Origin of the sequence: Haloarchaeobius baliensis (assembly GCF_052060055.1) — an archaeon.
Taxonomy (GTDB): Archaea; Halobacteriota; Halobacteria; order Halobacteriales; family Natrialbaceae; genus Haloarchaeobius; species Haloarchaeobius baliensis.
The window spans coordinates 308,902-322,767 of sequence record NZ_JBPPFR010000001.1 but is presented as its reverse complement, the minus strand read 5'-3'; the positions used below and the strand labels follow the sequence as shown (position 1 = coordinate 322,767).

Genomic DNA, 13,866 nt, shown 5'->3' with positions numbered 1-13,866 from the left:
GTCTGACGCATGTCCGACGCGACGGGGGAGTGACTCGTCGGCGGCTGCGTGACCTACGATGAACTCGGCTGTGATCTCGACGTTGCCCGACGAACACCACCAGCGCGTGCTCGACGTCTGGGAGGATCTCGAGGACGAGTTCGGTATCGACCCGGCCTCGGAGCTGCCGCCGCCGCACGTCTCCTACCACGTCGCGGAGACCTACGACGCCTCGACCGTCGAGTCGCGGCTCCACTCCGTCCGCCCGGAGGTCGACCCGTTCACCGTCCGCACCGGCGGCCTCGGCGTGTTCACCGCCGCGCCCGTCATCTACCTGCCCGTCGCGCGCTCGCCGGAGCTGGCCGACCTCCACGACAGCCTCTGGTCCCGGCTCACCGACTTCGCCGACCGCGCCGACGACTACTACCACCCCGAGCGGTGGTTCCCCCACGTCACACTGGCGTACCACAGCCTCGACGCGGAGCTGGCGGGCGACGTGGTGACCTTCCTGTCCGACCGCGAGTTCGACTGGGAGATGGAGATCCGGGACCTCGCGCATCTGGAGTCCAACGGCACCGAGACGCGCATCTGCTCGCGCGTGGAGCTGTGACGGGAGAAGACACGTACCGTCGGGAATGAACCGGTTCGTATGCGACGCCGTACCCTCCTCGCTCTGGGCACGGCGGGAATCACGGGCGGTGTCGCCGTCGCGTCCGAACTCCTCGAACCGGCGCCCCGCCCACGACTCGTGCAGGTCGCCGTCGAGAACCACGACACACAGACCCGCTCGGTGAACGTACGGCTGGCGAAGGGCGATGCCATCTCCTTCGAGCAGTCGGTGGAACTCGACGGTGCCACGGACGAGCGGGTCGACGAGGAACTGATCGCCCCACCGGCGTTCGAATCCCGGCCCGCGAACTGGTGGGTGGGGGTCCATTTCGGGCGTTTGTCCGACTCCGAATGGCAGTCGGTCGAGGACCTGGCCGGTCAGGAGCACTGTTACAAGGTCGTCGTGGAGGTTCACCCCGGCCCAAACCCCGCGTTCCGGGGGTCGACGGACGGCCAGCCGTGCGAGCCCGACAGCCCGTAATCCCTGGTCGGCCGAGGACGGTCACTCCGCTGGTGACTCCGCGGGCGCCGCCGCCTCCTCCGTCGTCGTCACCGCGAGGAACGCGTCCTCCAGACTCCGCGCCTCGCCCGTCTCCGCGCGCCGCTTCAGCTCCTCGGGCGCACCCTGCGCGACGAGTCGCCCGTCGTGGAGCACGCCGATGCGGTCCGCCAGCTCGTCCACGACGGGCAGGATGTGCGTCGAGAGGAACACCGTCATCTCCCGGTCCGCGAGGTCCGCGATGGTGTCCCGCATCGTCCGCGCCGCCCGCGGGTCCAGCCCCGAGGTCGGCTCGTCGAGGAACGCCACCTCGGGCTCGTGCAGCACCGCCTGGATGACGCCCGTCTTCTGGCGCATCCCCTTCGAGTACGCGTCGATGCGCTTGTCCGCGTCGTCGAGCAGGTCGAAGCGTTCGAGGAGCGATTCGATACGCGCTGCCGCCTCGGCGTCCGGGATATCCCGCAGCCCCGCGACGTACTCCAGCTGCTCGCGCCCCGTCAGCTCCTCGTACAGCGGCGGCTCCTCCGGCAGGTAGCCGATGTGCGGCGTCACCGACTCCCGGTCGGTGATGGGCTCGCCGGCGACGTGCGCGCTGCCCGACGTGGGCCGGGTGAGCGTCGTCAGCATCCGCATCGTCGTCGTCTTCCCCGCGCCGTTCGGCCCCAGGAAGCCGAACACCTCGCCGCTCTCGATGCGCAGGTCCAGATCGCCGACCGCCGTCTCCCCGTCGTACTCCTTCGTGAGGCCGTCCGTGACGATGGCCGCGTCGGTCATTGTCCGAGTCGTTCGGGGGCTGGCGGTATGAAGGCACCGTGGCTGTTTCCGGACCTGAAAAGTCGATTGAGGATGTTCGGCAGGGGTGGTTTCGGGCGGCGGTCAGTCTCGGGTGGCAGCTGAAACGATGTGTCGTTCGTTGGACCCACCTGACCCGAAACCAGACAGAAAGCCCCCGCGTTCAGTCCCACCCCGCACCGCGCCTCACGCCTCCCCAGCCGCTTGCGCTCCTCGCTCCGCTCCGGTGCCTGAGCGCGACGCGCTCAGACTAGCGAGAGCTTCGCTCTCGCGTCGCTCAGCCCTCGCACGAGTACGGCGAGCGGCCTTCGGCACGCTCGCCAGCCGCGCGCCAGTCGGCTGGTCGGGGAGCGTCGTCACCCTCCACCTCGAAACGACGAAAACAGCAGAAAGATCGCTTACTCCCCGTTGACGTCGAACTCGATGGCCGCACCCTGGCACGACCACCTTTTGTCTCGCTCCTCGCTGCGCTCGTCGCTCGCAAAAGCTGGGCCAAAAAGTCAGCGCGAAGGCGTCTACTCCCCGTCGACGTCGAACTCGATGGCCGCACCCTGGCACGACCACCTTTTGTCTCGCTCCTCGCTGCGCTCGTCGCTCGCAAAAGCTGGGCCAAAAAGTCAGCGCGAAGGCGTCTACTCCCCGTTGACGTCGAACTCGATGGCCGCACCCTGGCCGAAGCCGACGCAGAGCGTCGCCAGGCCGAGGCCGCCGCCGCGCTTGCGGAGTTCGTGGATGAGCGTCACCGGGAGCCGGGCCCCGGAGGCACCGAGCGGGTGGCCGATGGCGATGGCGCCGCCGTTGACGTTGAAGATGTCCTCGTCGATGCCGAGCTCCTCGCGGGCGTACACCGTCTGGGAGGCGAACGCCTCGTTGAGCTCGACGAGGTCGTACTCCTCGATGTCGCGGCCGTTGCGTTCGAGCAGGCCGCGCGTGGCCGGGACCGGGCCGATGCCCATGACGGTGGGGTCGACGCCGGCGACGTTGTTCATGCCGACCTCGGCGAGGATCTCGAGGTCGTGCTCCTCGGCGAACTCCTTCGAGGTGACGAGCGTCGCGGCCGCACCGTCGGAGATCTGGCTGGAGTTGCCGGCCGTGATGTCCTTCATGAACGCCGGCGGGAGGCTCTGGAGCGTCTCGAAGTCGGTGCCGGGGCGGATGCCCTCGTCCTCGGTGATGGTCCGGGTCTCGGTCTCGACGGGCTCGCCCTCGTCGTCCTCCTCGACGGTGACCTCGGCCTCGATGGGGATGATCTCGTCGTCGAAGCGGCCCTCCTCGGTGGCGGCGGCGGCGCGCTGGTGGCTCTGGACGGCGTAGCGGTCCTGAGCCTCGCGGGAGACGTCGTACTCCTCGGCGACCTTCTCGGCGGTCATGCCCATCTGGAGCTCGACCATGTTGTACATCTCCTGGAACGCCTGGTGGAAGTTCCGGCTCTCCATCCCGCCGCCCATCGGCACGCGGGTCATGTGCTCGAAGCCGCCCGCGATGATGCAGTCGCGGTTCCCGGCGGCGACGGCGTCGGCCGCGGAGATGACCGCCTGCATGGAGGAGGCACACCAGCGGTTGATGGTCGTCGCGGGCACGCTCTCGCCGAGCTCGGACATCAGCGCGATGATGCGGGCGACGTTGTTGTCCTGCTCGCCGCGCTGCTGGGCGCAGCCCCACATCAGGTCGTCGACGTCCTCGCCGGAGAGGTCGTTCTCGGCGAGTATCTCGTCGATGAGCGGGATGGAGAGGTCCTCGCCGCGCGTGTTCTCGTAGACGCCACCCTGGCGACCCTGGGGTGTCCGGTAGGCTGCCGCGATGACGGGCGTGTGTCCTGGCATACCAGATGCGTGGGGAGGCACCACCTTAAATCACGGCTGAACGGGCAGTAATCGGGCCGAGAGTTTATTCGGACCGCTCGCGAGCGCCGGGAATCGTTCCAGCGTCCCGACACGGAGCCGGAATCCGGCGGTCGGGGCGACGAACGGAACCCAAAAAGGGTTTAGGCACGCTCTCGCTGGAAGCGAGTAATGACCGACGACCCCACGCCGCCCGCCAGCCCTCCGGCGGACGCCCTCCGTGCCGACGGCGGGTCGTCGCCCTCCACCACGACGGACGACCCCGACGAGGACGACGACGGCGCCCCGGGCGGCACCCCCGCCGACGAGTCGCCCGACGCGCCCGCGGACGAAGGAGCCGACGACGCCGGAGCCGACGACGCCGACGACGACGCCGACGACGAGTGGAACGAGTGGACGACCGCCGACCCGGTGGCCGACGACGAAGCACCGGCCGAAGACGGGACGGACACGGACGGGCCCGAACCGGGTGGACTCGCGGGCAACGACGACTACCCCCGACCGTCGAGCCCCCGCACGCTCGGCGCGCTCGTGCTCATCGCCGTGGCCGGGCTCGCCGCGCGGCTGGTCTGGCTCGGCGAGCGGCTCGTCCACCAGGACGAGGGCCGGGTCGCGTACTGGGTGCTCCGGTACCTCGAGACCGGTGCGTACGAGTACCGCCCCATCGTCCACGGGCCGTTCCTGTTCCACGTCGACAGGTTCGTGTTCCAGCTGCTCGGCCCCTCGGACTTCAGCGCACGGCTCCCTGTCGCCATCCTCGGAGCCATCCTGCCGCTCTCGGCGTGGCTCTACCGGAAGCACCTGCGGGACACCGAGGTCGTCGCGCTCGGTCTGTTCCTCGCGTTCAATCCGGTTCTCCTGTACTACTCCCGGTTCATGCGCTCGGACATGCCGCTGGTCGTGTTCGTCGCGTTCACCGTCGGGTTCTTCCTGCGGTACTACGACGAGCGCCAGCGTCGGTACCTCGCGGCCGGGGTGGCGACGCTCGCACTCGCGATGACGACGAAGGAGAACGCCCTGCTCTACCCGGTCTGCTGGCTGGGCGCGGCGGCGCTCCTGCTCGACCACCGGCTGTTCCGCGCCCCGGTGACCGAGGACCTGACGGTCTGGGGCGTGCTCGTCGACTACCTCGACTGGGTGCTGCCGTTCGACCTGCGCGGCTCGTGGGGCACGCTCGCGGGTGGGAACGTCAACGGCCTCATCGACCGGCACATCGACTGGTGGCGGACGGGCTGGACCTCGGTCGCTGTCGCGGTGGGGCTCGTCGTCGAGTTCTTCGCCATCATCGTGCTGTTCTACGCGCCCCGCGGCGGCGGCTACACGAAGCAGTACGCGGCAGGCTGGCCCGGCCCCGACCAGGCCGGCCAGAACATCGGCCTCTGGAACTCGCTGGGGCAGCTCGCCGGCGGCGACCCCGACATGTTCCTCGCGGTCGTCCGGGAGGCCATCGTCGGCTCGTGGGAGGAGTTCACCGGGCAGTGGGCCAGCGACCACGGCAACTCCTACCTCGCGTTCTTCGAGCACTACGTGAACGTGCTGGAGGCCGCCGCGCTCGTGCTCTGTGCGTTCGCCGTCATCGGGTTCGTCGTGGACCGCTACAGCAGCGACGGCCCCCGCGACCTCGTCGCGCTCGCCTCGTACTGGGGCTTCGTCAGCGTGCTCGGCTACCCCATCGCGACGGACATCCGCGCGGGCTGGGCGACGACCCACGCCATCATCGCGCTGGCCATCCCGGCGGCGGTCGGCCTCGGCATCGTCTTCCGCTGGGGCATCGAGTCGTTCACCGACGACGACCCGGCCGGCGTCGCGCTGACGGTCGTCATCCTCCTGCTCGTCTCCGGGCAGGTCGCCACGACCGCGGTCGGGCTGGTGTACGTGAACGACCAGGACCCCGACAACATGCTCGTGCAGTACGCCCAGTCCTCCAGCACGGACCTGAAGGACACGCTGCAGGACGTCGAGCGCATCGGCCGCGAGCAGGGCGGTCCCGACGACGTGGACGTGCTGTTCTACGGGAACGAGTACTACACGTCGAACATCTCCGACGACTTCCAGCCACCAGCCTCGCAGGGCTACTACGAACGCCGGACGCTGATGTGGTACATGGAGATGTACCAGCACCGCGCGAACCAGACCGACGGCGAGAGCTTCGTCTACGACACGGCTATCACGCTCCGGCAGGTCAACCGGACGAACGCGCCGGTCGTCGTCGCCATCGGGAACGGCGAGAACGGCGACGACGCACAGGACATCCACCAGTGGCTCATCGAGGAGGGCTACGAGGCCCGCGAGTTCCAGCGCTTCGCGACGGTCAACCGGACCGACCAGGAGCTCGGCCCGGGGACGCCGTTCGTCGTCTACGTCAACGAATCGGCGCTCTCCGAATCTGCCGACGTACCGGCACCGGAGCAGTCGAACTCGGCAGTGCAGCCCTCGACGGCGCCGACCGACAGGCTGCAGACGGCGGCCCGGAGCATCGTCGGTGACGGCTGGCTCGCTCGCGCGGCGCGGCCGGTCGGAGCGGGTGGTTCCTCCGTTCTCGGCACGTAATCGGCGCTCCGACGGCCTTAAGCGGCCGTGGCGTCAACCTCTGGAAGAATGAGTAACGCGGCGCTATCGGTCGTCGAGTTCCTGTTGACCGCCGACGTCTACACCGAGAACCGCGAGCTGGACGAGAACGACCTCCCGCCGCGGTTCCGACGCGTGTTCTACGCCGACGGCGAGGTCGAGCGACCGCTCACCGTGACGAACAAGACGACCAGGGCGGCGACGGGCATCGACCACCCCTGGGACGCGGTCTCCGAGCTGCTGTTCACCGACCGCGACGAGTTCTCCGGCAAGCTGAAGCTGACCCAGCCGGAGATGGCAGAGAACTGGTTCAAAGAGCGCGCCGATATCGAGACGCTGCGGCGCAACCCCACCCTCGCCTGGGAGTTCGCCGACGAGTTCGACGGGCTCACCTACGAGGAGGCCCGCGAGGCCAACCGGCCCATCCAGGCCGACCGCGTCTGGATCGACTCGCTGCTCGACGAGATGTTCGAGGACGAGGAGGACGAGGAGATGCTCGACCTCGTCGACATCCGGGCGCCCGAGGAGATCGACCAGACGCTCGACGACATCGTGCTCACCGAGGAGCAGGAGGGTGAGATACAGAAGGTCGTCAAGGCCATCGAGCACCGCGAGTACCTCGCCGAGATCGGCCTGCGCGAGATCGGCAAGCTGCTGTTCGTCGGCCCGCCGGGTACCGGGAAGACCTCCGCCGCGAAGGGGCTGGCGTACAAGCTCGACCTCCCGTTCGTCGAGGTGAAGCTCTCGATGATCACCAGCCAGTACCTCGGCGAGACGGCCAAGAACGTCGAGAAGACGTTCGAGGTGGCCAAGCGGCTCTCGCCGTGTATCCTGTTCATGGACGAGTTCGACTTCGTCGCGAAGACCCGCGGCGGCGACGAGCACAACGCCATCAAGCGCGCCGTCAACACCCTGCTGAAGAGCATCGACGACGTGTCGCTCATCCAGGACGACGTGCTGCTCATCGGCGCGACGAACCACCCGGACCAGCTCGACGCGGCGGCGTGGCGACGCTTCGACGAGATCGTCAACTTCCCGAAGCCGGACCACTCGATGCGAGCGGACATCCTCCGCATCATCACCCGTGCGATGGACATCGAGGAGTTCGACCCCGAGGCCATCGCCGACATCACCGAGGGCCTCACCGGGAGCGACCTCCGGCTGGTCATGCGCGAGGCCGTCCTCGATGCGCTCACCGAGGAGCGCACGACGCTGACCCAGGCGGACCTGCGGGCCGCCGTCGCCGACTTCGAGGAGCGGGACAACCTGAAGAACATGGACATGATCGAGGGCGATCACGACGCACTCGTCGCGGGCGGCGACATCGCGGGCGACGGCTCGGGGCACGACCACGGCGACCACGACCACGACCACAGTCACGACCACGACGACTGAGAGGACCGAGCCGCCTGTCCCGAACGGTCACCTGTCCTGCGACCAGCTATCCTGCGACCAGTCGCCCGAACCTGACGACGGCGAGCCCGCCGACCAGGCCGAGCGACGCGCTCGCGTACACCGGCAGCGGCGGGCGGACGAGGACGAGTGTCCCGGCGACCGCGCTGAACCCGACGACCAAGAGCACGGTCCGAACCCACCAGTCCAGCCCGGCGAAGCCGAGCTCCCCCCGGCTGCCGAACAGCAGGTCCCAGCCGACGGCGGCGGCCGCCGCGACCCCGAGCGGACCGACCGCGACCGAACCGCCGTCGGACAGCACGATGGCGAAGGGGAGGGCGACAATGGCCAGCAGCGCGAGCTCGAATCCGGGTGACGCTCCGAGCGTGCCCGCCGCCGGCGTCCCGTCTGGGTCGTTCATCGGGCAAGCATCCGTCCGTGGGATGGAAAACAGTTGCGAGGACGGTGGTGGTCGGCTCCCAACCCGCGTCTTTTTCGCCCCCCGCCCCAAAGCCGGTGACGATGCTGGTCACGCTGCTCGGAACGGGCGACACGACGGGGACGCCGACGCCCGGCTGCGACTGCGACACGTGCCAGGCAGCCATCGAGCGTGGCGTCGAGCGCACCCGCTTCTCCGTGCACGTCCACAACGAGCGCACCGACGAGTCGCTGCTGGTCGACTGCAGCCCGGACTTCCGCTACCAGTTCCTCCACAACGACGTCGACCTGCCCGACGCCGCCATCGTCACGCACATCCACTTCGACCACCTCGACGGGCTCGGCAACGCCTACCGACTGCTCGACGGGCTGCAGGTGTACGCCGCGGACGAGACCGACCCGGAGACGGGCGAGAGCGTCGCCGACACCGTGGACCGGAAGTACGACTACCTCGACGCGGTGACGGTCAACCACGAGACGCCGTTCGAGCCGTTCGAGACCTGCGGCCTCCGGGTGACGCTCGTGCCGGTCGTCCACCCGCCGCTGGTCTGCTACGGGCTCGCCATCGAGGACCCGGAGACGGGCGCGAAGCTGGCTATCTCGGGCGATACGAGCTACGCGCTGGGCGAGGAATCACGGGACGTGCTGCGGGACCCGGACCTGCTGCTCGCCGACGGTATCGTCCCGGCGGACCTCTGCAGGCACCACCCGCTGGGCGGGGCCCACCCCGACGCCGATGGGACGTTCCGCACGTTCGGGACGAAGCACATGACCTACGAGGGGGCGCTCGCGCTCGGAGAGGACGTCGACGCCGACGTGACGCGGGTCGTCCACGCGGCGCACTTCTACCCGGTCGAGGAGGCGTTCGACGACGCCATCGCCGTCGACGGCGAGACGTACGAGCTGTAGAAGGTGAGCCGGGTGTGGGATGACAGCCGGCCGGGTGTGGGATGACAGCGACGGTCGCTCGTGCCGCCCGTTCAGAGCGCCTCGGCGACGAGGTGGACCAGCGCGAACGGACTCGCGACGACGCCGACCAGCAGCGCGGCGTAGACCGCGAGCCCGACGGCGAGCGCCAGCCCGGGGACGAGCGTCAGCGCGATGGTCGCCATCGCGAGGACGGCGACGACGGCGAGCAGGAGGCGGCCGAGTCCCTGCGGGACGGTGGTGGTCGGTGCGCGGTTCTTCCGGGCGAACGTGGTGGTGTTCGTGCTCATCTGTTCTCATGTAGTCGTAGGACTGCCGACCCCATAAGTGTAATCTGAAATACATTTCTGTAAGCGCGTGTACTGAAATTCCCTTCACCAACCGCTCGGGGCAGGGACGGGTGACGCGAGAACCGGACAGCGGCCTGGTCAGTCGTCGGCCGGGACCGCGGTCGTGCGTTCGACCTCGGCGACGGCGAGGTCGTCGTCGATGGTGACCGCGAGTGACTCCCCGTCGAGCTCGATGGTCACGGTCACCGAGAACGGGTCCGTGGAGTGGACGGTGGTGCCGTGGTCGGAGACACACCACGGGAGCTCCCAGTACGGCGTGCCGTTGAGGTCGACGCCGTGCTCGCGGTGGAAGTGGACCACGTCGGACTGGTCGAGCAGCACGAGGCCGATGGCCGAACAGAGCGAGTGGCCGCACTGCTGGCACACGTGCTCGACGCGGACGTCCGAGCCGATGCAGCAGTCGCCCTCGCGCTCGACGTGGCTCGCCATCTTGCCGCTGCACTCTGGACAGACACCGTCGGCGGCGAGGCAGTGGAGGTGCCGGACTCGCTGGTCGAACGCGTCCATGACCTCGTCGCGGTCGCGGTCGCTCAGCCCGCCGGGCGGGAACGGATACTCGCCGTGGGGATGGCCGCAGTCGGCGCACTCGATGGTGATGTTCTCGTCCTCGTAGGCGGCGACGAGCGAGCCGCCGCAGGTGACGCAGTCGGCGTCGAGCTCGTGGGGACCCCAGCGCGGGTTCTGATTGAACTCGCCCGCGATGACCGCACGGACGACCTTCTTGCCGGCGTAGCGCAGGTCGTAGCCGTCGTCGGTGTTCACGACGAACTGGTCGGTGAGCTGCTGGAGGTGGTAGTTGAACTGGGCGCTATCGCGCATCTCGACGGTCTCGCGCAGGTCCGAGAACCGGACCGGTCGCTCCTCGGCCCGCCAGAGCGCCTCGAGGATGGACAGGCGCGTCTCGTTGCCCACCACGGAGAACGCCTTCGCGGGCGCGACGCAGGCCTCGCACTCGTTGATGTCCGGTTTGCTGTCCGGTCTGCTCATAGACAGTTGTTTGAGAGCATCCAAGTAAAGCGTTCCCTGAACTGCGTTTTGGTCCACACACTGATATTTCCCGGACCAGAGTTCAAGAGCGATGGCGGAGGCAAGGGCGGCGTGCGCTGACGAGTCGTCGCGGACCGGTCAGCGGTCGTACGGCACCCCGGTCCGCGTGCTGTGCCCCACGTGCCGTCTGTTCGCCAGCCCGTAGCGACGGCTCTGCTCAGCCGAACCGGTCCAGCCCCGCCTGCCTCCTCGCCAGGCCGTCCGGGTCGGCCACCCAGCCGGTCCGTCGGTCGCGCTCGCCCGCCACGTCCACCGACGGCGGCTCGCTCGCCTCGAAGCCCGGACAGTCGGCGCCGCACTCGTTCCCGGGGTCGACGATGCGGCCCTTCCACTCGCAGTAGGGGAGGCCACCCCCGCCAGCGACGGCCACGTCCCGGACCCGCCCGCATCCGGGGAACTCGTCGACCCGCCAGCCCTTGCCGTAGGCACGCTCGGCCAGCCGGCGTCGCGCCCGTGCCTTGGCCGCGGGACTCGCGACGCGAACCTCCGTCCAGCCGGCGTGCTCCTCGACGATCTCGGTGCCGTGGTCGTCGACGGCCAGCGGCGTGGCCTCCCTGACGACGGTGCGGTCCAGCGTCTCGGGGTCGAAGCGCCAGACGCCGACCGCCTCGGGGATGCGGTTCAGGTGCGCCCTGGTGACGTGGCTCGCCGTCGCCAGCACCACCTCGTCGACGAGCCCCAGCCGGACGTCCTTCAGGAGCTGCGTCTCCAGGTCGCCCGGCGCGCCGAGGTCGGGCTTGTTCTCGACGGCGACGAGCCGACCGAACCAGCCCTCCGGGTAGCGACAGGCTCGTCGGACGTGCTCTGCCCCGGCGGTCGGGTCGCGCTCGAAGAAACCCACGTCGACGGCACGTTCGACGATGCCGCGAGCACGTTCGGCGGGCAGGTCGAACGCGCCGCGCCAGTCCCGCGAGCGGCCGCGTCCCACGTCGCTCTCGATGGCCCGGTGCGGGATGGTCCGTCCGGTGATGGCGGCGCGGTCATCGAACGTGGGACCGGGCTGGGCCACGACCACGTCGAGCACCCGTCGGGCGCTGTGGACGCCGCCGCCGAGCTGTCGTGCGAGCACCCCGTCGACGTCGTGTTCCAGGCTGGCACAGAGCCGCTGTTCGAACGCGAATTCGCGCACAGCAGGGGTTGGTCTCGGGGGAGTAAAAGTCCGTCTCCGGATCACAGCGAGGCGCCGACCGCCTGCACGCCGAAGACGAGTCCGGCGACGACGGCCGTGACCAGGGCGGTCCACGCGACCAGCAGCAGGGGGAACGCGAGCGTCGGGACAGCCGCGACCGTCGCGAGGAGCCCGGCGACGAGGAGGGCCGCCAGGACCGCGACGAGTGCGAGACGGCCGAGGTTCGAGACGCGGGCTGGTTCGTAGTCGATGCCGACGGTGGTGGAGTGGGTGGTGCTCATCGACTCTACCGAGGACCCCCGACAGCATATATGTAACCAGAATTTCACTTCTGTTGGCCATCGGACCGAAGCGGATTTCTGTCGGTCCCGTCGCCCGGTTTCGGGTCGAACGAGGTGGGCTGCCGAGGGGGGTAGCTATTTTTGTTCGACGGGAGAACGACCGGCAATGGCGGTCCCCCAACCGACGACGGCGATGCTCGTGGTGTTCGCCATCACCGCCGCGGCGCTGCTCGCGTTCGTGACGGAGGTGGTCTCGCCGGACGTGACCGCGCTGGCGGTCCTCGTCTCGCTGGTCGTCCTCGAACCGTGGACCGAGGTCGGTCCGGCGACGGCTATCTCCGGCTTCGCCAGCGCCGCGACCGTGACCATCATGGCGATGTACATGCTGAGCGAGGGGGTCCAGCGGACCGGCGCCGTCCAGCGACTCGGGACGTTCCTCGCCCGCGTGACCGACGGTGACGAGCGACGGGTCCTCGCCGCGACTGTCGGGACGACCGGGCCCCTCGCCGGCCTCGTCAACAACACGCCCGTCGTCGCGGTGTTCATCCCGATGGTCGGCGACCTCGCCGAGGAGAGCCACCTCTCGCCGTCGAAGTTCCTCATCCCGCTGTCGTACGCCGCGATGCTCGGCGGGACGCTGACGCTCATCGGAACGGCGACGAACATCGTCGCCTCGGACCTCGTCGCGACCGACCTGGTGCCCGGTCACGGCCCCATCGGGATGTTCGAGCTGACACCGCTCGGCCTGGTCGTCCTGCTCGTCGGGAGCGTCTACCTGCTGACGGTCGCCCCGCGGCTCCTGCCGGAACGCGTGCCGCCCACGCTCGACGTGACGGAGACGTACGAGGTCAGCGACTACCTCGCACAGGTCCGAATCCGGGAGTCCTCGGCGCTGGTCGGCCAGCGCGTCGAGGACGCGTTCACCGGGACGGACCTCGACGTGGACGTACTGCAACTCGTCCGCGACGAGGAGGTGTTCATCGCCCCGGGGAGCGACCGCGACATCGCGGCGGGCGACGTGCTCACCGTCCGGGCGAACCTGCAGGACGTGAACCGCTTCGCGGAGGCGTACGACCTCCGGCAGCTCCCGCGCGAGGAGGTGACGGGCGACAGCCTCAGCGCGCCGTGGATCCGCGGCGAGCTCATCGAACTCGTCATCCCGCCAGACTCGGACCTCTCGGGGCGGACGTTGGCCGACCTCCGGTTCCGCGAGCGCTACGGCGGGACCGTCATGGCCGTGCGTCGGGGGAGTCAGGTGATACACGAGCGACTCGACGCCGTCGAACTGTCCCGGGGTGACTCGTTGCTGGTCTACGCCACGTCGACGGCCGCCGACCTGCTCTCCGAGGACGACGAGGTACTGGTGACACGCGGACCGTCGGACCGGACCGAGAAAGCCCCGCTCTCGCCGAAGACGCCCGTCGCCGTCGGCATCCTGCTCGCCGTCATCGGCCTCGCGGCGTTCACGCACTTCCCCATCGTGGTCACCGCCCTCGGCGGGGTCGTCGCGATGGTCGTCACGGGCTGTCTCGACATCGACGACGCCTACGACGCGGTCTCGTGGAACGTCATCTTCCTGCTCGCCGGCATCCTCCCGCTGTCGGCGGCGCTCCAGGCCTCGGGTGGGGCGAGCTACCTGGCGGACCTGCTGGTGCTGGCGGCGGCGGGAGCCGACCTGCTGCTGGTCGTCGGCGCGTTCTACCTGCTGACGGGACTGCTCGCGAACGTCATCACGCCGGTCGCGAGCGTCGCGCTGCTGGTCCCCGTGGCGGCCCAGTCCGCGAGCGAGCTCGGTGCGGACCCGCTCTCGTTCGCGCTCGCCGTCACCTTCGCCGGTTCGACGGCGTTCATGACGCCCATCGGCTACCAGACGAACCTGATGGTGTACGGGCCTGGCGGCTACCACTTCTCGGACTACCTCCGCGTCGGCGCGCCGCTCCAGCTGCTGCTCGCGGTCGTGACGACGCTGGGAATCGGCGTGTTGTGGCCGCCCGGGTGAGGTGGCACCCCTCCG

General features: G+C 69.3%; 13 protein-coding genes. 6 read left to right on the top strand and 7 right to left on the bottom strand.

The window, feature by feature from the left end; genetic code table 11:
* Window positions 1-58: 58 nt before the first annotated feature.
* Window positions 59-589, top strand: coding sequence for a 2'-5' RNA ligase family protein (locus ACSG06_RS01625; protein WP_440988515.1), 531 nt, complete (start codon window positions 59-61; stop codon window positions 587-589).
* Window positions 590-628: 39 nt separating this feature from the next.
* Complete coding sequence (locus ACSG06_RS01620) at window positions 629-1,069, top strand: hypothetical protein (protein WP_440988514.1); 441 nt, start codon at window positions 629-631, stop codon at window positions 1,067-1,069.
* Between the two features lie 21 nt (window positions 1,070-1,090).
* Here ACSG06_RS01620 and ACSG06_RS01615 read toward each other — a convergent pair whose 3' ends face one another.
* Window positions 1,091-1,861: an ABC transporter ATP-binding protein gene (locus ACSG06_RS01615; RefSeq protein ID WP_440988513.1), complete on the bottom strand. Its 771-nt coding sequence runs from the start codon at window positions 1,859-1,861 to the stop codon at window positions 1,091-1,093.
* Window positions 1,862-2,511: 650 nt separating this feature from the next.
* A complete protein-coding gene (locus tag ACSG06_RS01610) occupies window positions 2,512-3,702 on the bottom strand; it encodes a thiolase family protein (RefSeq protein WP_440988512.1) in 1,191 nt (396 codons plus the stop codon).
* Between the two features lie 189 nt (window positions 3,703-3,891).
* Between ACSG06_RS01610 and ACSG06_RS01605 the strand changes: the two genes are divergently transcribed.
* Both ACSG06_RS01605 and ACSG06_RS01600 read left to right on the top strand, forming a co-directional pair.
* Window positions 3,892-6,270: a flippase activity-associated protein Agl23 gene (locus ACSG06_RS01605; protein WP_440988511.1), complete on the top strand. Its 2,379-nt coding sequence runs from the start codon at window positions 3,892-3,894 to the stop codon at window positions 6,268-6,270.
* A gap of 48 nt (window positions 6,271-6,318) precedes the next feature.
* Complete coding sequence (locus tag ACSG06_RS01600; protein ID WP_440988510.1) at window positions 6,319-7,683, top strand: ATP-binding protein; 1,365 nt, start codon at window positions 6,319-6,321, stop codon at window positions 7,681-7,683.
* A 46-nt stretch (window positions 7,684-7,729) separates the two neighbouring features.
* On the opposite strand, the gene ACSG06_RS01595 is transcribed toward ACSG06_RS01600, so the two are convergent.
* A complete protein-coding gene (locus ACSG06_RS01595) occupies window positions 7,730-8,101 on the bottom strand; it encodes a hypothetical protein (protein ID WP_440988509.1) in 372 nt (123 codons plus the stop codon).
* Between the two features lie 101 nt (window positions 8,102-8,202).
* Between ACSG06_RS01595 and ACSG06_RS01590 the strand changes: the two genes are divergently transcribed.
* Window positions 8,203-9,027: an MBL fold metallo-hydrolase gene (locus ACSG06_RS01590; RefSeq protein ID WP_440988508.1), complete on the top strand. Its 825-nt coding sequence runs from the start codon at window positions 8,203-8,205 to the stop codon at window positions 9,025-9,027.
* 71 nt (window positions 9,028-9,098) lie between these two features.
* On the opposite strand, the gene ACSG06_RS01585 is transcribed toward ACSG06_RS01590, so the two are convergent.
* From ACSG06_RS01585 to ACSG06_RS01570, 4 genes are all read right to left on the bottom strand, one after another.
* Window positions 9,099-9,335, bottom strand: coding sequence for a hypothetical protein (locus ACSG06_RS01585; RefSeq protein WP_440988507.1), 237 nt, complete (start codon window positions 9,333-9,335; stop codon window positions 9,099-9,101).
* Window positions 9,336-9,473: 138 nt separating this feature from the next.
* Complete coding sequence (locus ACSG06_RS01580) at window positions 9,474-10,382, bottom strand: DUF7351 domain-containing protein (RefSeq protein ID WP_440988506.1); 909 nt, start codon at window positions 10,380-10,382, stop codon at window positions 9,474-9,476.
* Window positions 10,383-10,599: 217 nt separating this feature from the next.
* On the bottom strand, window positions 10,600-11,571 hold the full coding sequence (locus ACSG06_RS01575; protein ID WP_440988505.1) for a DUF5787 family protein: 972 nt from the start codon (window positions 11,569-11,571) through the stop codon (window positions 10,600-10,602).
* 41 nt (window positions 11,572-11,612) lie between these two features.
* Window positions 11,613-11,852 (bottom strand): hypothetical protein, encoded by a 240-nt coding sequence (locus ACSG06_RS01570; RefSeq protein WP_440988504.1) that lies wholly within the window; start codon window positions 11,850-11,852, stop codon window positions 11,613-11,615.
* A 166-nt stretch (window positions 11,853-12,018) separates the two neighbouring features.
* Between ACSG06_RS01570 and ACSG06_RS01565 the strand changes: the two genes are divergently transcribed.
* Window positions 12,019-13,851 carry an SLC13 family permease gene (locus ACSG06_RS01565; protein ID WP_440988503.1) on the top strand — a complete coding sequence of 611 codons (1,833 nt, stop codon included), beginning with the start codon at window positions 12,019-12,021 and terminating at the stop codon, window positions 13,849-13,851.
* Window positions 13,852-13,866: the final 15 nt, after the last annotated feature.

Coding starts and splice junctions, on each gene's coding strand:
- ACSG06_RS01625 (WP_440988515.1), top strand. CDS start 59: ATGAACTCGGCTGTGATCTCGACGTTGCCCGACGAACACCACCAGCGC.
- ACSG06_RS01620 (WP_440988514.1), top strand. CDS start 629: ATGCGACGCCGTACCCTCCTCGCTCTGGGCACGGCGGGAATCACGGGC.
- ACSG06_RS01615 (WP_440988513.1), bottom strand. CDS start 1,861: ATGACCGACGCGGCCATCGTCACGGACGGCCTCACGAAGGAGTACGAC.
- ACSG06_RS01610 (WP_440988512.1), bottom strand. CDS start 3,702: ATGCCAGGACACACGCCCGTCATCGCGGCAGCCTACCGGACACCCCAG.
- ACSG06_RS01605 (WP_440988511.1), top strand. CDS start 3,892: ATGACCGACGACCCCACGCCGCCCGCCAGCCCTCCGGCGGACGCCCTC.
- ACSG06_RS01600 (WP_440988510.1), top strand. CDS start 6,319: ATGAGTAACGCGGCGCTATCGGTCGTCGAGTTCCTGTTGACCGCCGAC.
- ACSG06_RS01595 (WP_440988509.1), bottom strand. CDS start 8,101: ATGAACGACCCAGACGGGACGCCGGCGGCGGGCACGCTCGGAGCGTCA.
- ACSG06_RS01590 (WP_440988508.1), top strand. CDS start 8,203: ATGCTGGTCACGCTGCTCGGAACGGGCGACACGACGGGGACGCCGACG.
- ACSG06_RS01585 (WP_440988507.1), bottom strand. CDS start 9,335: ATGAGCACGAACACCACCACGTTCGCCCGGAAGAACCGCGCACCGACC.
- ACSG06_RS01580 (WP_440988506.1), bottom strand. CDS start 10,382: ATGAGCAGACCGGACAGCAAACCGGACATCAACGAGTGCGAGGCCTGC.
- ACSG06_RS01570 (WP_440988504.1), bottom strand. CDS start 11,852: ATGAGCACCACCCACTCCACCACCGTCGGCATCGACTACGAACCAGCC.
- ACSG06_RS01565 (WP_440988503.1), top strand. CDS start 12,019: ATGGCGGTCCCCCAACCGACGACGGCGATGCTCGTGGTGTTCGCCATC.